The organism is Streptomyces sp. NPDC029292 (assembly GCF_055569295.1).
This window is the reverse complement of record NZ_JBVHXR010000013.1, coordinates 121,834-138,743: the sequence shown is the minus strand read 5'-3', so window position 1 is coordinate 138,743 and position 16,910 is coordinate 121,834. Positions and strand designations below refer to the sequence as shown.

General features: G+C 69.2%; 14 protein-coding genes and 4 pseudogenes. 11 read left to right on the top strand and 7 right to left on the bottom strand.

Features of this window, described 5'->3' with window-relative positions; genetic code table 11:
• Window positions 1-471: 471 nt before the first annotated feature.
• From ACZ4WS_RS27155 to ACZ4WS_RS27145, 3 genes and pseudogenes are all read right to left on the bottom strand, one after another.
• Window positions 472-795, bottom strand: a complete 324-nt coding sequence (locus tag ACZ4WS_RS27155; protein ID WP_467984258.1) for a hypothetical protein — start codon at window positions 793-795, stop codon at window positions 472-474.
• A 4-nt stretch (window positions 796-799) separates the two neighbouring features.
• Window positions 800-1,108, bottom strand: a complete 309-nt coding sequence (locus tag ACZ4WS_RS27150) for a hypothetical protein (protein ID WP_467984256.1) — start codon at window positions 1,106-1,108, stop codon at window positions 800-802.
• Window positions 1,109-1,256: 148 nt separating this feature from the next.
• A pseudogene (locus ACZ4WS_RS27145) lies at window positions 1,257-1,649 on the bottom strand (bifunctional DNA primase/polymerase); the annotation flags it as partial.
• 247 nt (window positions 1,650-1,896) lie between these two features.
• Here ACZ4WS_RS27145 and ACZ4WS_RS27140 point away from each other — a divergent pair.
• The 3 genes and pseudogenes from ACZ4WS_RS27140 to ACZ4WS_RS27130 all read left to right on the top strand — a co-directional run bounded on the left by ACZ4WS_RS27140 (window position 1,897) and on the right by ACZ4WS_RS27130 (window position 4,490).
• Window positions 1,897-3,131 (top strand): annotated as a pseudogene (locus ACZ4WS_RS27140) (IS256 family transposase).
• A 265-nt stretch (window positions 3,132-3,396) separates the two neighbouring features.
• The gene (locus ACZ4WS_RS27135; protein WP_467984254.1) at window positions 3,397-4,248 is read left to right on the top strand and encodes a helix-turn-helix domain-containing protein; all 852 of its coding nucleotides are present in this window, start codon (window positions 3,397-3,399) and stop codon (window positions 4,246-4,248) included.
• Window positions 4,245-4,490: a DUF397 domain-containing protein gene (locus tag ACZ4WS_RS27130; RefSeq protein ID WP_467984252.1), complete on the top strand. Its 246-nt coding sequence runs from the start codon at window positions 4,245-4,247 to the stop codon at window positions 4,488-4,490. Before ACZ4WS_RS27135 ends, ACZ4WS_RS27130 begins: the two co-directional genes overlap by 4 nt.
• Before the next feature lie 58 nt (window positions 4,491-4,548).
• Here the strand turns inward: ACZ4WS_RS27130 and ACZ4WS_RS27125 are convergent, their stop codons facing one another.
• Window positions 4,549-6,129 carry a PucR family transcriptional regulator gene (locus ACZ4WS_RS27125; protein ID WP_467984250.1) on the bottom strand — a complete coding sequence of 527 codons (1,581 nt, stop codon included), beginning with the start codon at window positions 6,127-6,129 and terminating at the stop codon, window positions 4,549-4,551.
• Window positions 6,130-6,321: 192 nt separating this feature from the next.
• Between ACZ4WS_RS27125 and ACZ4WS_RS27120 the strand changes: the two genes are divergently transcribed.
• From ACZ4WS_RS27120 to ACZ4WS_RS27095, 6 genes are all read left to right on the top strand, one after another.
• The gene (locus ACZ4WS_RS27120; protein WP_467984248.1) at window positions 6,322-7,134 is read left to right on the top strand and encodes a chorismate synthase; all 813 of its coding nucleotides are present in this window, start codon (window positions 6,322-6,324) and stop codon (window positions 7,132-7,134) included.
• 90 nt (window positions 7,135-7,224) lie between these two features.
• Window positions 7,225-8,334, top strand: coding sequence for an o-succinylbenzoate synthase (menC, locus tag ACZ4WS_RS27115; protein WP_467984246.1), 1,110 nt, complete (start codon window positions 7,225-7,227; stop codon window positions 8,332-8,334).
• Between the two features lie 175 nt (window positions 8,335-8,509).
• A complete protein-coding gene (locus ACZ4WS_RS27110; protein WP_467984244.1) occupies window positions 8,510-9,400 on the top strand; it encodes an ABC transporter substrate-binding protein in 891 nt (296 codons plus the stop codon).
• A complete protein-coding gene (locus tag ACZ4WS_RS27105; protein ID WP_467984242.1) occupies window positions 9,397-10,233 on the top strand; it encodes an amino acid ABC transporter permease in 837 nt (278 codons plus the stop codon). The genes ACZ4WS_RS27110 and ACZ4WS_RS27105 overlap by 4 nt, the downstream gene beginning before the upstream one ends.
• Window positions 10,230-11,000: an amino acid ABC transporter ATP-binding protein gene (locus ACZ4WS_RS27100; protein ID WP_467984240.1), complete on the top strand. Its 771-nt coding sequence runs from the start codon at window positions 10,230-10,232 to the stop codon at window positions 10,998-11,000. Before ACZ4WS_RS27105 ends, ACZ4WS_RS27100 begins: the two co-directional genes overlap by 4 nt.
• A gap of 376 nt (window positions 11,001-11,376) precedes the next feature.
• Window positions 11,377-11,493 (top strand): DUF397 domain-containing protein, encoded by a 117-nt coding sequence (locus tag ACZ4WS_RS27095; protein WP_467984238.1) that lies wholly within the window; start codon window positions 11,377-11,379, stop codon window positions 11,491-11,493.
• Window positions 11,494-12,191: 698 nt separating this feature from the next.
• Here the strand turns inward: ACZ4WS_RS27095 and ACZ4WS_RS27090 are convergent.
• Both ACZ4WS_RS27090 and ACZ4WS_RS27085 read right to left on the bottom strand, forming a co-directional pair.
• A pseudogene (locus ACZ4WS_RS27090) lies at window positions 12,192-12,674 on the bottom strand (response regulator); the annotation flags it as partial.
• 166 nt (window positions 12,675-12,840) lie between these two features.
• Window positions 12,841-13,377 (bottom strand): annotated as a pseudogene (locus ACZ4WS_RS27085) (aminomethyl transferase family protein); the annotation flags it as partial.
• Between the two features lie 489 nt (window positions 13,378-13,866).
• Here ACZ4WS_RS27085 and ACZ4WS_RS27080 point away from each other — a divergent pair.
• Complete coding sequence (locus ACZ4WS_RS27080) at window positions 13,867-14,511, top strand: TetR/AcrR family transcriptional regulator (RefSeq protein WP_467984517.1); 645 nt, start codon at window positions 13,867-13,869, stop codon at window positions 14,509-14,511.
• 373 nt (window positions 14,512-14,884) lie between these two features.
• The gene (locus ACZ4WS_RS27075) at window positions 14,885-16,051 is read left to right on the top strand and encodes an MBL fold metallo-hydrolase (RefSeq protein WP_467984236.1); all 1,167 of its coding nucleotides are present in this window, start codon (window positions 14,885-14,887) and stop codon (window positions 16,049-16,051) included.
• A gap of 265 nt (window positions 16,052-16,316) precedes the next feature.
• Here the strand turns inward: ACZ4WS_RS27075 and ACZ4WS_RS27070 are convergent, their stop codons facing one another.
• Entirely contained in the window at window positions 16,317-16,778 is a 462-nt protein-coding gene (locus ACZ4WS_RS27070) for a hypothetical protein (RefSeq protein WP_467984234.1), read from the bottom strand.
• Window positions 16,779-16,910 lie beyond the last annotated feature (132 nt).

The window sequence follows — 16,910 nt, the reverse complement described above, 5'->3', positions numbered from 1 at the left end:
TTCTCTTGTTTGGGAAGGGAGAAAAAGAAACACAACAGTCCCAAAAAGGGGGGGGGGTGGGGGCTTGCGACACGACGGGGTGGTCCCCCCCTTCCCCCCAGCAGACCCATCTGATGGCTTTGTCCCTGAACTTCCGTCTACCTGTCAGGGACCCCGAGGCCGGCCGTTGGGGCGCGGACGATCCGTGGAAAATCATCGCTACGCGTGTGCCAGAACCGTGCCAGGTCACACGAAGGTTCTCGCTCATTGCCGGTCATCACCCAGCCCGGTCGGTTCTGCCGCTCGTCCGGGCTGCGGCGCTGGGGCGCCGGTCCCGGCCGGGCGGCAGAGCCGACCGGCAAGCGGAGGCCGTGCACAGGAGAAGGCCCCGTACGACGATCGCCAGGGGGGAGACGAGGTCGCACGGGGCCGGAGCCGACTGGTCGCGGGAGCATGCTCGGACCGCGACGAGCCGGGGTTCTTCAGTGTCAGTCAGGCAGCAGAAGCCCGACTCTTGAGAGCGTCTGTCGGCACTTGAGCCGTAGAGTCGAGCATCTCGGCCGCGAGGCCCGACGTGATCAGTTCGGCCAGCAACAAAGCGGCCTCTGGGCGGATCGTTCCGAGGCGCACCAGGCCGTCGCCCAAGACGTTCACGTCGGCTGCAAGGCCGGGGAAGTCTGACTCCAGGCCCAAGTCGGTGAGCAGTGAGGCCAAGGTGCTGGCGCTGTGTCGGGCCTGTGTCCAGCCGCGGACGTAGGGGACGTCCGGCATCAGATTCTCGGCACGCTTGGCGACGACTCCTCGTCTGTCGGTCATGCGGTCAGTCCTTTCGTATCGGCTGCTCAGGTGCCCGGCTGCACTCATCACCGACGGTCAGCCCGGAGGTCAATGCACGCCGCAGTAGTTCGGCCAGGCGCTCCGCGGTTTCTGGCGAAACGCGCCCGAGTTCGACCAGCCCGTGCCCGAAGGCGTTGAGGTCTGCGCGCAGATAGGGAAAGTCCTTCTCCATACCCGCGTTGATGAAGGCGTCTCGGAGAGCACTGGTCGCGTTGCGGGCCGCGTACCAACCGTCGCTGTCGAGCGGTGACCACTGGGCAGCGTCGTGACGTTGGGAGGCGTCATCCGACATCGGTGGCCGTCCTCTTGGGAAGGGCCATGCCCACGGCGGCGGGAGAGGGATACTGCTCGCCGTACCGGTCGACGCGCGCCACCAGTTCGGCAGCCGCAACGAGCATGGTTGCCAGGGCGACCGGACGAAGTGGATTGGCCTCCGGGCGCCGGACCGGAGCGCGGAGCCATTGGTAGCGGTCGCCGGACAGAGGCATAGGGCCAGGAACGACTACCGCGGAGCCAAGGCTCAGGTACCGATGCGGTGGAGGGGTCTGGGTCTCTCGTCCAAGGAAGTGGGCGAAAGTCTCTTGGCTCCGAGAGCTGAGGAAGAAGCCGACGCGCTGGGCCTTGTGATCCAACATGGCGGGGCCCAATGGGAGTCCTCGGCACACAAGTTGGTCGAAGGCCTCCAGCCCGATGCGTTCCTCGATCGTCACCACGTCGAAGAGACGGCCGGCGGGCAGCATGCACGGCGTACGGGGGTCGTCCGCCCATACTGCACGGCACATCACCGGATCGTCGGCAGCCGCGGACAGCCACTCGATGCCCCTTCTGGTCATCCTCTGCACGTCATCCCACCTCGGTCCGGCTGCGTAGCGGCCTCAATGCCGCCGTATGTCCAGAGTCGAGGTCAGGGGAGTGGCCAGGGCAGATGACGAGAGGTGACGGGGGAGGTTGCGTCCAGGGAAGTGGTGTACGGGTTCGACCTGATCCGGGGGGTTGCCCCGGCATCGGGATGGTGCCCGCATAGATGAACGGCCACCGGCTGATCTTCGAAGTGTCGAAGCCTCGAAGGAGATCAGCACGATGACCGCACCTGACAGTCTGCCCCTGCACGCCCTCGCGGAAGACACCCTCGCCGCGGCGAGTCCGGATCTGCTGCGCGCGATGGTCAAGACGTTCGCCGACGCGCTCATGTCCGCGGAGGCGGATGCCCTCTGCAACGCCGAGTACGGGCAGGTCAGCGAGGACCGAGTCAACCACCGCAACGGCTACCGCCCACGCGAGTGGGACACGAGGGCCGGCACCGTCGAACTGGCCGTTCCCAAGCTGCGCCAGGGCAGTTACTTCCCGCACTGGCTCCTCGAGCGACGCCGCCGGGCCGAACAGGCCCTCATCTCGGTGGTCGCCACCGCCTACCTGCTCGGCGTGAGTACGCGCCGGGTCGAGAAGCTCGCCGCCTCCCTCGGCGTCACCCAACTGTCGAAGTCCCAGGTCAGCGCGATGGCCAAACACCTGGACGAGCAGGTCGCAGCCTTCCGCAATCGGCCGCTCGACGCCGGCCCTTACCCATTCGTCTGGGTGGACGCACTGACCCAGAAGGTCCGCGAGGGCGGCCGCATCATCAACGTCCACGCACTGATCGCGGTCGGCGTGAACGCCGACGGACACCGCGAGATCCTCGGCATCGACGTCGCCTCCAGCGAGGACGGCGCCGGCTGGCTCGCCTGCGCTCACTGATCGCCCGCGGCCTGTCCGGCGTCCAGCTGGTCAACTCCGACGCCCACGCCGGCCTCGTCGACGCGATCGGTGCAGTGCTGCCCGGAGCTTCGTGGCAAAGGTGCCGCACCCACTACGCCCGCAACCTGCTCAGCCAGGTTCCGAAATCGGCCCAGCCCTGGGTGGCCACCTTGCTGCGGACCGTCTTCGAACAGCCCGACAGCGACGCGGTCCAGGCCCAGATGCGGCACGTTCTGGACGCGCTGGAGGCCAAGTTCCCCAAGGCAGCAGCCCACTTGGACACCGCCCAGCACGACTTGCTGGCGTTCACCGCGTTCCCGCGGGAGATCTGGCGGCAGATCTGGTCGAACAATCCGCAGGAGAGGTTGAACAAAGAGATCCGCCGTCGCACCGACGTGGTCGGCATCTTCCCCGACCGCACCGCCGTGATCCGGCTCGTCGGGGCGGTGCTGGCCGAGCAGAACGACGAGTGGACCGAGGCCCGCCGCTACACGGGACTCGACCTGCTGGCCAAAACCCGCCTCCACCCGATCGAGTCAGAAAACGACGAGACCGTCCTGCCCACCGAACTCACCGCATAGCTCAAAACGAGATCACCGAGTGGCCGTCAATACACCACTCCAGCGGACGTGACCGGGTGAACACACGTACGGTAACCGGTGTTTGGGGGGTGGGGGTGGGCGTCATGGTCCCAATGTGGCGTGGTCGCGGGGACGTTCACCAGCTCAGCGACCCGTACGCAGAGTCGGCGTACGGGTACGAGGGGTGGACAGTAGGGGTAACTGAACGTGACCATTGACGGGTTGGGCGTGAGTGGCGGGGTGGGCGTGCGGGAGGTGTCCTGGCATGGCGGACGGTACGGGTGGAACGGGCGCTCCTGGCTGTGGTGGCGAGCCGGAGGTGTCGGACAGCCTCAAGGCGTTCGGCGAGGTCGTCAAGGGGTTCCGCAAACGGGCCGGCCTGACGCAGGAGGAGTTCGCACCACTGGTGCGCTACTCGGTGCCGACGGTGGCGTCCATCGAGCAGGGCCGCCGCTTTCCGCCGCCGGATTTCGTGGAGCGGGCGGAGGAGGTACTGGACGCGTTCGGCGTGATTCGGGGTGCGGCACGGCATCTGTCGCGGCGGCCGGGGTTGGCGAGTTGGTTTCGGCAGTGGGCTCGGCTGGAGGCGGAGGCGGTGAATCTCTATACGTACGAGTGCCGCCTGATTCCGGGCCTGTTGCAGACTGAGGCGTACGCGCGCACGCTGTTCGTTGAGCAACTGCCGCCACTGGGTGACGAGCAGATCGAGGCCCAGTGGGTGGCGCGGGCCGAACGGCAACGGTTGCTGAGGGAGCGGCCGAACACGGCGTTCAGCTTCATCCTGGAGGAGCACTTGTTCTTGCGGCGCACGGGTGGGGTGGAGGTCACTCGGGGGCTCATCGAGCATGTACTGGGGCTTGCTGAGCTGCGGAATGTTGAGGTTCAGGTGATGCCGCAGGTACGGGAGCATCACGCGGGGTTGGATGGCCCCATGCAGCTGCTGGAGACGCCGGAGAACAAGTGGTTCGGCTATTGCGAGGGGCAGGAGAGCAGCCAGTTCATCACCGACCCCAAAGTGGTCAGCACGCTCCAGATGCGATATGCCAGGATGCGCTCACAGGCCCTCTCCTTGGATGACTCCCTGGGCCTGTTGCAGCGGATGCGAGGAGCGCTATGAGCACCACAGAACTGGCCTGGTTCAAGAGCAGTTACAGCAGCGGTGGTTCGGGAGACTGCGTCGAGGTGGCACTGTTCTGGCGCAAGTCCAGCCACAGCAGCGGTAGCGACGGAGACTGCGTCGAGGTGGCCTCCTGCCCCGACACGGTCCACATCCGGGACTCCAAAGTGCGACAAGGGCCCCAACTCGCCCTCGCCCCAGCGACTTGGACCCACTTCCTTTCGTACGCGATTCGGCCCTGATCATTGGCGCAAACGCGCCCTGCATCGGACCCTCAGCCGCAGTTGCAGCCACCGCCGTTCACCCCAGCCGCAGTTGCAGCCACAGCACAAGCCGACTATCGGGATCGGCGAGTGTGAAGCGGAACAGCTCCTGGGCGCGGGCCAGGCGGTAGCGGCAGGTGTTGGGGTGGATGGACAGGGCGCGGGCCGCCGCGGAGACGTCGCTGTCGGCGGTGAAGTAGGCGAGCAGTGTTTCGGCGTAGGCCGTGCGGTGTGCGAGGTCGTGTGCGTGGATGGCGGGGCCTGCGCCCTCGGCGAGACGTGGAATGTGAGGGGCGTGCTCGGCCAGGTCGGCGAGGGTGACCGTGGGGCGTACGTCCTCGAACGCCGCCACGGCCGTCTCGGTCGGCGCCAGGGTGCGCAGCACTGTGTCGGCGTCGCGGCGCGAGGAGGGCGCGTCCCGCAGGGTGGGGACGACAGGGCCGAGGGCCGCCCGTACGGGGAGGTGCAGGGCGCGGTCGGCGCGCTGGGCGAGGTCGGCGACGAAGTCGCGGTGGGCCCCGGCGGGCAGCAGTGCGTAGACCGTGCCGTCGATCAGGGCGCAGCCGTGGTGGCTGTAGTGGGCCTCGCAGTGCAGGCTGATCAGGTCGGTCAGCTGGAGCGCGGCGCGTGCGTTGGCCACATCGTCGGGGTCGGTGAGGTCGGGGCGCGTGAAGTGGAACGCCGCCACCACGGCCGGGGCGTCGAGGCGCAGACCCAGTTGAGGGGCGATGAGCGGGGCGCTCGCCGGATCGTCGAAGAGGCGGCGCAGCAGGTCCCCGCGCTGGCGGCGGGCCAGGTCGTGGGAGGTGCGGGCGCGCAGGAGGTGCAGGGCGGCGATGCGGGCGGCGTCGGCGAGCGCTCGCGTCGCGTCCTCGCCCAGGTCGTCATGGGCGTCCACCACCCAGATCGTGCCGAGCAGTTCGCTGCCGGCGCGCACCGCGACGGCGATCCGGGGCAGTCCGTTCGGCGACGCGGGAAAGCGCAGCACGTCGGCGGTGCGGGCGAGGTCTCGGTACTGCGGGACGTTGTCCGCCAGGTACGGCACATGCAGACCGAGGATGCCCTGTCTGCGCTCCTCGTCGATTTCCTGGCCGCGTAGCGTGGAGTAGGCCAGGATCCGCTGGTGCGGGTCCTCGATCGCGGTGGCCCCGCCGACTGCCGCGGCGATCGCGTTGGCCAGGGCGAACAGGTCGCCGATGTCCGCTCCCACTGAGGAGCGCCCCGGTATGGATCCGCCGCCGCGGTCGGGGGGTGCGGTGGCTATCAGCGCCGAGCCGAGCAGGGCGTCGAGTTGCTGCCAGGCCAGGTCGTCGTCCGCGGTGAGGAGCGCGACGCCTGCTTGCTGCGCCGCGTCGGCCAGTTCGCCGATCGCCTCGCCGTACCGCTTGACGACGATGCCCGCGAGGCCCGCTGCCGCAACGGGGCCGACCAACTGCACCGCCTGCGAGGGCGTGACGCCGACGGCGAGCAGCAGTACGTCGTCGAGGTTCGGCAGATCGACCCTCGGTTCGTAGATCACCGTCGCGGTGACCGGCGCCTGAGCACCGCGAGGAGCCGTCACCAGTTGCAGCGGTGAGGGGCCGAGAGCGTCGCAGAGTTGACGCAGTGTCGTGGGCACGCCGCATGGTAGATCGTTTTTGTCTGATCGCCCAAGGTCAATTCCGTTTCCTGTGGCGGTCATCCGAAGAGCGGCGCCGGGTGCTTGCCCGAGTCTTGCTCCGTGCTCACCGAAATTCATCGCTCAACGACATGCAGGGAATGCGGACGGCCGCTGCCTGCGGACCCTGCGGTCGGTCCTGCGGGCGACCGCGTGTCCTTCGCCGCCTCACTTGCCTCGGCGGCCCAGCAGGCCCAGGCCGCGGCGGGCGCGGCGGGCGTGCGGATCGAGACCATCGAGGACCCCGAGCGGCTGCTCGCCGTCTCTCGTCTCCTCGCCGAGGTGTGGGCGACGCCCCCCGGTCACGACCCGCTCGCCTCCGATGTGCTGCGCTCGCTGGCCCATGCGGGCGGTGCCGTCCATGCGGCGTTCGGGCCCGGCGGCATGACGGGGGCGACCGCGGCGGTCTTCGGACCGCCCCGGGGTCACGACCTCTACAGCCTGATCGCCGGCGCCAAGCAGGGCGGCCGAGGCGTGGGTTACGCGCTCAAACTGGCCCAGCGCTCCTGGGCACTTGAGCGTGGCGTCGCCACCATCAGCTGGACGTTCGATCCGCTGGTGCGCCGCAACGCCTGGTTCAACCTGGTCAAACTGGGCGCGCACGCGGCCGAGTACACCCCGGACTTCTACGGCCCGCTCGACGACGGCTTCAACACCGGCGACAAGACCGACCGGCTCACCGCCGTCTGGCATCTGGACCGGCTCGGCACCCCGGCAGCCGACATCGCGGACCGCCCCGCCCCCGACGCCGCCCCCGGTCCGGACGGGCTGCCGTTCACCGCTCGCGACGAGCGCTCCCTGTGGTGCCGCGTCCCGGAGGACATCGTGGCCGTACGCGGCGCGGATCCCGCACGTGCGGTGGCATGGCGCACGGCGGTACAAGACGTCCTCGCTCCCGCCCTGGCCGACGGCTACGCGGCGACCTCCATGACACGCGACGGCTGGTATCGCCTCACCCGTCCCTGACGACGGCTGGTATCACCTCACCCGTCCCTGAGTCCCTGACATCCCGACCGACCCCCGTGGCGCCGCCCCGACGCACCTTGCGGAGACCCGTTGAAGATCGAACACATCGAACTCGTCCACATCCGGCTGCCGTTGGTGGGTGCCTTCCGCACGTCCTTCGGCACGGACACCGTCCGCGACACCTTCCTCCTGCGTGTCGTCACCGACACGGGCGAGGGCTGGGGCGAATTCGCGGGAGACCCCGACCCGTTGTACTGCCCGGAGTTCGCGGCCTCCGCCGAACTGGTGCTGCGTGACCATCTGATCCCGCGCGTCACCGCGCTCGGCGAGGTCACCGCGGCGCGGATCGGTCCCGCCGTCGAAGCCGTCAAGGGGCATCCCCTGGCCAAGGCCGTTCTGGAGACCGCCGTCCTGGACGCCGAACTGCGGTCCTACGGCATGTCCTTCGGCACCCACCTGGGTGCCGTGAAGGACCGCGTGCCGTCGGGCGTGTCCGTCGGCATCATGGACAGCATCGGCGAGCTCCTGTCCGCCGTCGAGGGGTACCTCGCCGAGGGCTATCTGCGGATCAAGCTCAAGATCGAGCCGGGCTGGGACGTCGAGCCGGTGCGTGCCGTACGCGACGCGTTCGGCGACAAGGTGATCCTCCAGGTCGACGCCAACACCGCCTACCGCCTCTCGGACGCCGAACACCTGCGCCGTCTCGACGAGTTCGCGCTGGCCCTCATCGAGCAGCCGCTCGACGAGGACGACCTGCGCGGCCACGCGGAGCTCGCCAAGGTGGTCCGTACGCCCCTGTGCCTGGACGAGTCGATCACCTCGGCCCGCGACGCCGCGGCCGCCCTCGCACTCGGCGCCTGCCGCGTCATCAACATCAAGCCGGCCCGCGTCGGCGGCTACCTGGAGGCGCGCCGCATCCACGACGTGGCCCGCGCGCAGGGAGTGCCGGTGTGGTGCGGCGGCATGCTGGAGACCGGAGTCGGCCGCTCCGCCAACCTGGCGCTCGCGGCCCTGCCCGGCTTCGTTCTGCCCGGCGACACCTCGGCCTCCTCGCGCTACTACGCCGAGGACCTCACCGAGCCGTTCGTCCTGGACGACGGCCACCTCACCGTCCCCACCGGTCCTGGCAGCGGCGCGACCATCCTGCCCGACGCGCTGCGCCGCGTCACGGTGGCCCGTCGCGACCTGTACCGCGCATGACCGCCCCCGCACGCCCCACCCTGCCTGTCCCCGCACCACTCACCCTGCCTGTTCCCGCACCACCCACCCTGCCTGCCGCCCGAGAGGCCAGGGCCACGCCCCGTCCCCGCACGCCCCGTCCCCGCACGCCACTTCCCGTGACACGACCCAGAACGAGACCGAGGACATGACCCGAATGCCCAGAACCCTGCTCGCCTCCGCCGTGCTCGTCACCCTCGTCGCCGCCTCCACGGCCGCCTGCGGCACCTCCAGCGATTCCTCGGAGCCGAAGGCCGCGACGACCTCGGCACCCCTGTACAAGGACCTCCCCAAGGAGATCCGCGACGCGGGCAAGATCGTCGTCGGTTCCGACATCTCGTACGCGCCGATGGAGTACTACGACACCGACGGCACCACTGTCCTGGGCTTCGACAAGGAGCTCGCCGACGCGCTGAGCAAGCAGCTCGGGGTGCCGTTCGAGTTCAAGAACGCGTCCTTCGACGGCCTGATCACCTCGCTCAAGTCCCAGCGCCTTGACGTCGTGATGTCTGGTATGTCCGACACCAAGGAACGCCAGGCCAGCGTCGACTTCGTCGACTACTACACCGCCGGCGCGATGCTCCTGGTGAAGAAGGGCAACCCGGAAGGCCTGAAGTCGCTGGCCGACCTGTGCGGCAAGACCGTCGCCGTCCAGCGCTCCACCACCCAGGCCGGATACGCGGCGGAGCAGAGCAAGACCTGCGTCACGGACGGCAAGAAGAAGATCCAGATCCTTGAGTTCGACCGCGAGACCGAGGCACTGCTCCAGGTCAAGCAGGGCCGCGCGGTGGCCGGCCTGGAGGACTACCCGGTCGCCAGCTACAACGCCCGCACCTCCAACGGCGGCAAGGACTTCGAGGTCGTGGGCGAGCAGATCGAGGCGGGCCCGCTCGGCATCGCCGTCGGCAAGCAGGACACCGCCCTGCGCGAAGCACTGCGCAAGGCGCTCGCCGCGATCATCGACAACGGTGCCTACACCAAGCTGATCGAGAAGTACGAGATTCCGGAGGGTGCGGTCACCGAGGCGAAGGTGAACGCGGGCACATGACCACCACGATCAGCAAGACACCGTCCGACACCGTCAAAGCGGTCCCGGTCCGCGAGTACGGACGGTGGGCGTTCCTCGTCATCATCGTGGCGGCGCTGGCACTCGTGGTCTGGGCCTTCGCCGGCGCGGACATCGACTACTCGGTCACCAGGGAGTTCCTCACCGCGAGCAACGTCCTGACCGGTCTCGGCAACACGGTCGTCATCAGCGTCCTGGCCCAGGCACTCGGCATCGCGCTCGGCGTGCTCTTCGCCATCCTCGGGCGTTCCCGCCACCGCGAGATCCGGGCGGTGTCGGCGGCGTACGTCTGGCTCTTCCGCGGCACTCCGGTCATCGTCCAGCTGCTGCTCTGGTACAACCTGGCCCTGGTCGTCCCGGAGGTGACGCTCCCCGGCATCGGCAGCTGGCAGACGAACGATCTGATGACCCCGTTCGTCGCCGCGCTGCTGGGCCTCGGCATCAACGAGGGCGCCTATATGGCGGAGATCGTCCGCGCCGGCATCGACTCCGTCGACGAGGGCCAGACCGAGGCCGCCCACGCACTCGGCATGCGCCGCTCACTGACCCTGCGCCGGATCGTCCTGCCCCAGGCCATGCGGGTCATCGTGCCGCCGACCGGCAACGAGTTCGTCAGCATGCTCAAGACCAGCTCGCTGGCGTACGCGATCCAGTACGGCGAACTCCTCCAGTCCGCCGTGAAGATCTACTCCAACAACCTCAAGATCGTGGAGCTGCTGCTCACCGTCACGATCTGGTACGTGGTCCTCACGACCGTCGCCACCGTCCTCCAGCGGTTCCTGGAGCGGCGCTACTCGAAGGGAGTGCGCCGATGACCGCGACGACGGCAGCCGTGTCAGCGCGTGGTGTGCGCAAGAGTTTCGGTCACACCGAGGTGCTGCGCGGCATCGACCTGGAGGTCGCGCCCGGCGAAGTGGCATGCGTGATCGGCCCGTCCGGGTCGGGAAAGTCCACGTTCCTGCGCTGCGTCAACCATCTGGAGAAGGTCGACGCGGGCCGGCTCGAGGTGCACGGACGGCTCGTCGGCTACCGCGAGCACGGCGGGCGGCTGTACGAACTGCGCGACAAGGAGGTCGCCGCCCGACGCCGTGACATCGGCATGGTCTTCCAGCGCTTCAACCTCTTCCCGCACATGACGGCGCTGCAGAACATCATGGAGGCACCGGTCCGTGTCCGGGGCGAGGCCAGGGCCGTCGTGCAGGAGCGTGCGAGCGCGCTGCTGGACCGGGTAGGACTCGGCACCCGCGGTGACGCATACCCCGCACAGCTCTCGGGCGGCCAACAGCAGCGGGTCGCCATCGCGCGGGCGCTGGCGATGGAGCCGAAACTGATGCTCTTCGACGAGCCGACCTCCGCGCTCGACCCCGAGCTGGTGGGTGAAGTCCTGGACGTGATGCGGGACCTGGCGACGTCCGGCATGACGATGCTGGTGGTCACCCACGAGATCGCCTTCGCCCGCGAGGTCGGCGACTCACTGGTCTTCATGGACGACGGCGCGGTCGTCGAGGCGGGTGTACCGCGCGAGGTGCTGGCACACCCGACGCACGAGCGCACCCGCTCGTTCCTGTCCAAGGTGCTGTGAGGTTTGTCCAAGGTGCTGTGAGGCATGCCCCTGGCAGCAGCGCCCACCGCCGCCAGGGGCATCCGCCGACTGCGCGCCCAGGCCGACACAACGGGTTCGGACAGCGCTGGTGCTGAGCTGAGTGGGCTGCGGCTGAGGCTGGCGTGGGGACGACCTTTCAGGCGCAGGGCGGTCTTGCCGACCGGTACGCGGTCCAGGACGGCCCAGCGGTCGGCCAGTTCCACGACCAGCAGCAACCCGCGCCCGTCCTCGGAACCGGCCGCCGGGACGGTGATCTCGTCAGGCCGGGGAGGCCGGCGCTCCCCGCGCGTGTCCGAGACATCGATGCGGAGCGTATGCGTGGACACGGACGTCGGCGCATGGTGACCGCGTCGAGGTGGCCTCCTGCCCCGACACCATCCACGTCCGGGACTCCAAGGTGCGACAGGAACCACAACTCGCCCTCGCCCCGGCGACTTGGGCCCGCTTCCTCTCGTACGCGGCCCAGGCCTGAACCTTTCGCGCACACGAGCGCCCCCTCCGGACCCACCCTGAACGGGGCGGTTCTGCCTGCGCAGACGAGCCGCCCACCGCACCGGTCGGCCCTCCCACGCCGAAAGCTCCGCACGCGTCTCCCGGTCAGCCGGCCCGCTGCCAAGAACCGACCACGGCCGTCGGAGGCTGGAAGCCGAGATCACCAGCCACATGCGCCCTCAAGCGCAGGGTCTCTGACGTCGCCTACCGTGCCCTGCACCGTGATGCTCATCCCGCCGCAGTAACCGGTCCACCTTGCAACGGCCGCTTGACACAGGAGCAAGCGGCCGTGACCCGAGGCGATCGCTGTTCGATCATGGCTCCTGAGCTCTATGGTCGATGGCGTGACTGTGCTGGAGACGGTGAGCCTGGTAGCGGGAATCGCGGGATTCGGCGTCGGCATATGGCAGTTGCGGATCGCGGTCTTGGAGCGCCGCGACAGCCGGCGGTTGGTTCGGGGTTCCGGTTCTGACCCGACAGCGGATGTCTTCGAGGGAATGCCGGTGACACCGCCGCTTGGACGTCTTCCCGCCCAAATCCTCAGCCGTGACGCCCTTTTGGCCGAGTTGCAGTCGGCAATGAGCCGAAAACGCCGAGTGGGGAAGCCTGGGGTGTGGGTCCTCACAGGCATGGGGGGAATCGGAAAGTCCACGGCGGCCCTGAGCCTGGCCGCTACGGCGCGGAGGTGGTCTTGGACTTGCCCTCGGCTGCCAGGGCCGTCGTCTCACGTTCGCGTGCGGTCAGCTCGGCCAGTCGCTCCGGCTGCGCGTCGGCGGAGGCAGGCTCCGGAGTGGCGAGGAAGCGGGTGACGAGCATACGGGTGGCCGCGGGCGACAGCAGCGCCTCGCCGACGGCGACGGTGCGGATGCCGTCGAGGAGGGTGTCGGGCCCGACATCCTTGCCGAGAAAGCCACTTGCTCCCACGCGCAGCGCCTGGGCGACGTACTCGTCGGTTTCGAAGGTGGTGAGGATCAGCACCCGGGTCGCGGCCAGGTCCGGGTCGGCGCAGATCGCGGCGGTCGCGGCGAGGCCGTCGGTGCCGGGCATGCGGATGTCCATGAGGACGAGGTCGGGGCGGAGGGTGCGGGTCAGGGTGACGGCTTCCTTGCCGTCGGATGCCTCCCCTACCACCTGCATGTCGTCGCCGGAGTCGATCACCATGCGGAAGACCGCCGACCGAGAGGTTCGCCTCGAAGGTGCGCGCGCCGAGCCACTCGCGGTACGGCCGCATGCTCTCGCCCGAGTAGACCGCGGGCACGGTGGAGGCGATCCAGCCTGGCTCCGTGGCGACCGAGGCGTAGGCGCGGCTGCCGACCTGGCGTATCCCGTAGGGCTCGCCTGCTTCCAGGAGCGTGTCGCGGATGCCGTCGATGTCACCGTACGGACCGAAGAACTCCAGGCCGGGGAAGCCTGACATACGGTGGTTGAGGGCGGTGACCTCGTACTTGCCGACGTGGAACCGGCCCATGCTGAAGAAGGGGATGTCCGGCATGGGGCCGCCGTTGACCTCCTCGAAGATGCGGGCGGCGTGGGGGCCTTGCAGCTGGAGGCGGAAGAACTCGCGGCCGTTCGGGTTCTGGGCGGTGCGCTCGTCGCGGCGGAGGGTGACGTCGTAGCCGCCGGTCTCGGCGTGGAACTGGACCCAGTTGAGGGCCGGCGGGCGTCCGACGAGGCGGACCAGGTTGTCGGCGAGGCAGAACAGGATGCAGTCGCCGATCATGTAGCCGTCGTGGTTGACCGCGATGAACTGCTTGGCCTGCATCGGCCCGAAGCCCGCGAAGCTGTTCGCGCCGAGCTCCGAGAGGAGACGGTAGCAGTCGGGGCCCTCCACCGTGACGTCGGTCATGTGGTGGGAGAGGTCCATCAGCGCGGCGGTCGTGCGCCAGCTCTCCTGCTCGTCACGCCAGTTGGTGAACTCGGCCCGGATCGGGAAGGGGTACGCGCCCGACCGGCCGCCGCGCATGAGCGCCAGCGGGCCGCCGGCCTCGCGTATCTGATCCTCAAGATGTGCCATTGCTTCCTCCATGTCATGCCGACATGTCATGCCGACGCGGCTGCGGGTGCTTCAACAGCGGGTGGGAAGGGAGTGCACGGGCACCCTGGCCGGCGCTCGGGCGGCTACTGCCGGTCGGTCGGCACGACTGGGTGGGTGTCCGTCAGGTGAATGTCTTCGGCTCGACGTACGCATGCGGCACGGGCGGGGGTACCCCGGGCCCGCAGCGGTACTGTACCGTACAGTACTGTTCGGTCGCGCGGATACACAAGAGACATTGCGCGGACAGCTGATGTGAGACGGGAACAAGCGTGCTCACCTGCTCAGGAAGCGGCCTATACGATGTCGACCGTGCAGAGGATGAGGGCGGAGGACCGGCGGAAGCTGATCCTGCGGGCGGCAGGCGAGCTGTTCATCGCCCGGGGCTACTCAGGCGTCACCATGGAAGACGTCCTGGTGAAGGTCGGCGGCTCGAAGGCCACGCTGTACCGCCACTTCACCGACAAGGCCGAGCTGTTCCAGGCCGCGGTGGAGGACCTGTGCGACGAATGGTCGAAGCCGTTGCACTCCTTCACCGCCCCGTCCGACGCCGATCTCACCGCGACGCTCACGGCCCTCGGCGGGCACTTCGCCACCCTGCTCCTCACCCCCCAGGCCATCGCCCTGCACCGGCTGGTCACCGCGGAGGCCGAACGCATGCCGGAGGTCGGCCGCGCCTTCTTCGAACACGGCCCCTCCGCCGGCCAGGGCGTTCTGGCCATGTACCTGCGCCAGGCCCGCGACGCCGGCGAGATCGAAGTGGCCGACCCGGTACGCGCTGCAGCGCAGCTGTATCAGGCGATGCTGGGCGACGCCCAGATGCGGCTCCTGACCAACTCGCCGCACAGGCCCGACGAGGACGAGGTCCAGGAGAGCATCGCCGTCGCGGTCCGGGTGTTCCTGCACGGCGCGACCCCGCGTCACCCCTCAACGGGCGCGACGACGCCGGACGGCGACGCGGCGTAGGTGCTCGCGCACCTCGCACCCCATGTCCCACACGGCCGGAGGGACGCTGCAACCTGGCCGACCGGCTCCGTGCCTCCCGGCTGTTGCAGCGCCGACCAGCCATCGCACTGAATCCCGGTGCCGCGTCCGTCGCATATCTTCGCGAGAACACGGACGCCGCCGAATTGGAGGTATCGCCGGCTCGCACGGCGAAGAATCGTCATCTTAGGTTGCGTGACGCGCTCTCCTCTCTCGTGCGTGGCGGCGGGCAGTATTCCGCCGAGTGATCGCGGTTGCAATGTGCGGTGCGAGGACGAAGAGCGGGTCGGCCCCGCCGTATCGCACCCGGCCCGCGCTCATCACATCCTGCGCGCCGAAGAGGAGCCGCCCCGACATGTGCCTAGCCGCCGAGAACTGCCAAGCGATCCACGACCTGGAGGCGAGCCCGCCGCAGGAAGAGGGGTGGCACACGTCCCGCAGAGCGGTACTGGGCACCATGGCTGCCGCAGCCGTCGGCGCACCGCTGCTCGGAGCGGCGCAGGCCGCGGCCGCGACATCCGCGAGCGCCCCCGACCAGACCCTGTCGCTCGTCCTGCTCGGAACCAACGGCGGACCACCGCCACTGGCGAACCGCTACGGCATTGCGTCCGCCCTGGTCGTCAACGGCAAGACCTACGTCGTCGACTGCGGCCGCGGAGCGGTGACCCAGTACCTGCGCGCAGGGCTGTCGATGCCCTCGCTGACCGGGATCTTCCTCACCCACCTCCACGCCGACCACATCGTCGACTACTACTCGTTCCCGCTGCTGTCGGCGGGCGCCTCGGGCGCACAGGGCTTCCAGAAAGCGATCGACGTGTACGGCCCCGGCTCCGCCGGTATCGCCTCGACGGTCGCCGGCGCACCCGGCCCCGTGCCGGGCACCGTCGAGATGACCCGGCTGGCCGGGCAGGCATACGCCGCCTCCCCCACCTTCTTCATGACCGAACACTCCGGCATCGACCCGGCCACCCTGCTGAACGTCCACGACGTCCTGCCACCGGCCGCAATCGGCGCCTCCGCGACGAACACCGCGCCCACCATGCGGCCCTTCACCGTCATGGAGAACGACGACGTCAAGGTCAGCGCCATCCTCGTCCCGCACGGCGCGGTGTACCCCGCCTACGCCTACCGCTTTGACACCGACCACGGCAGCGTCGTCTTCTCCGGCGACACCGCCCCCACCCCCAACATCATCACGCTCGCCAAAGACGCGGACGTCCTGGTCCACGAGGCCCTCTACCCCGACGGGCTGGCGAGCTTGGGCCTGACCCAGTCCCTCATCGACCACATCCTGGCCACGCACACCGACGTCGCAGAGCTCGGCAGGATCGCGTCCGAGGCCGGTGTCGGCACTCTGGTCGCCACGCACCTCAGCCCGGGCCGGACGGCCGCCGTCTCCGACGCGACGTGGCGACGGCTGCTCCGCGACAGCGCACACCGGTCCGGCTACGGCGGCCGCATGCTCCTGGGCGCGGACCTGATGCACGTACCGGTACGGCGCGGCCACATCCGCCGGGGGTAGCTGGAAACGCGTCACCGGGCCGCGGCGATGGTGTCGGCGGCCCCCGGGTGCGGATCTGATGGTCGACACGAGCGAATTCACCAGGCGGCGGCCGTCCCACATGGCCCGGCTGACGTTCGCTGCCACCTCCTCCGGTCAAAGGCCCCGGGCAGCGGAGTCGGTCCTCACGCGGCGCGGGCCTGCCCGAAGGAAACTCGGCCGGGCCTGTCCCCCGGGAGCTCGGCATGCCGGGCCCCCGGGCCAGGCCCGTCCGGCTCGCGTCACGTCAGTCTTGGGTGGCGGCACCACCGGCTCGGCGTACGGGATCGTAGGCGCGGAGGAATCCGCACATGCCCAGCGACTGCTCCGGGGGCTGCGCGATGCGTATGACCTCGGCGTTCAGCAGGTGGCTCCAATCGCCCTTCTCCAGGACGCCGATGTGCCGCAGCGCCGTCTGTGCGGCCGTCAGGGCGCCGGCGTGCACGGTCTCCTCCCAGGCGGCCAGTCGTGGACGGACGATCTCGGCCGCCGCCCGGCAGAAGTCCTCGAAGGGGGCCCGATTGCCGAGCCCCCACTGACGCGTGAGCTCGGTGAACCCTTCGACCGCCAGGTCCCTTCGGGCGCGGGCGCGTTCCTGGCTGGGGGTGCCCTGCGCGTCGAGGACGGAGGCGGTGTCCGGGTAGCGGGCGGGGGTGAGGTACTCGGGCGGGAAGGTCATCACCGCGTCGCCGGCCTCCGGCTGCCGCACACCAACGTCACGCTGAGGAACAACTACATCTCCCAGGCCGACACCGCCTACGGCTGCAACGGCATCTACCTGACCGACGTCCGCAACGCGCTGGTGGACCACAACGTGATCGCCCACTCGGGCACGTCCGGC

Bases quoted from the DNA above. Each gene is read 5' to 3' on its own strand.
- ACZ4WS_RS27155 (WP_467984258.1), bottom strand. From the start codon at position 795: ATGACCGACAGACGAGGAGTCGTCGCCAAGCGTGCCGAGAATCTGATG.
- ACZ4WS_RS27150 (WP_467984256.1), bottom strand. From the start codon at position 1,108: ATGTCGGATGACGCCTCCCAACGTCACGACGCTGCCCAGTGGTCACCG.
- ACZ4WS_RS27135 (WP_467984254.1), top strand. From the start codon at position 3,397: ATGGCGGACGGTACGGGTGGAACGGGCGCTCCTGGCTGTGGTGGCGAG.
- ACZ4WS_RS27130 (WP_467984252.1), top strand. From the start codon at position 4,245: ATGAGCACCACAGAACTGGCCTGGTTCAAGAGCAGTTACAGCAGCGGT.
- ACZ4WS_RS27110 (WP_467984244.1), top strand. From the start codon at position 8,510: ATGCCCAGAACCCTGCTCGCCTCCGCCGTGCTCGTCACCCTCGTCGCC.
- ACZ4WS_RS27105 (WP_467984242.1), top strand. From the start codon at position 9,397: ATGACCACCACGATCAGCAAGACACCGTCCGACACCGTCAAAGCGGTC.
- ACZ4WS_RS27100 (WP_467984240.1), top strand. From the start codon at position 10,230: ATGACCGCGACGACGGCAGCCGTGTCAGCGCGTGGTGTGCGCAAGAGT.
- ACZ4WS_RS27080 (WP_467984517.1), top strand. From the start codon at position 13,867: ATGAGGGCGGAGGACCGGCGGAAGCTGATCCTGCGGGCGGCAGGCGAG.
- ACZ4WS_RS27075 (WP_467984236.1), top strand. From the start codon at position 14,885: ATGTGCCTAGCCGCCGAGAACTGCCAAGCGATCCACGACCTGGAGGCG.